This window comes from Bartonella vinsonii subsp. berkhoffii ATCC 51672 (genome assembly GCF_902825225.1).
GTDB classification, from domain to species: Bacteria; Pseudomonadota; Alphaproteobacteria; order Rhizobiales; family Rhizobiaceae; genus Bartonella; species Bartonella berkhoffii.
Window position 1 is genome coordinate 1 of record NZ_CADEAK010000158.1, and the last position, 451, is coordinate 451.

Consider the following 451-nt stretch of genomic DNA (forward strand, 5'->3'; position numbering starts at 1 on the left):
TTTTTTGCTGGTCCAATTTGCATTTCTCCTCCATCTAAAAAGAGAGAGGTCGGTATAATTTTATTGTTATTTTGTATTTTGATGAAGAGGGTATTTTTATCTTTTTCAGTGCTTATTTTGAATGTATGATCGGTTGTGCGGGGTAAAGCATTTTGAGCCTTCTTTAGCAATGATGAAGGGAGGCGTTTGTTCTTTTGAATGGTTGAAGAAAAATTGAAGTTAACAGTAAATGGAAGACAAATTTCATTACAAAATCCAAGAGTTAAAGAACCAGTTAAATTTCTGTTAGCATCGGAGATGATAAAAAGCAATAAAACGTTATTTTTATAACCTATTGACCAGTCAGTTTTTGTTTCATAAAGCTGTGTTGTAGGATAAAATATTTCATAAGAAATTATTTGCTTGAAATTCAGAAATGATGCCATACCTGAATAGCCTCTATTACGCCAGT

General features: G+C 31.9%; 1 pseudogene. It reads right to left on the reverse strand.

Annotation, left to right across the window (positions count from 1 at the left end):
- Positions 1 to 451, reverse strand: a pseudogene (locus tag J7R10_RS08720) (protein-disulfide reductase DsbD domain-containing protein); the annotation flags it as partial.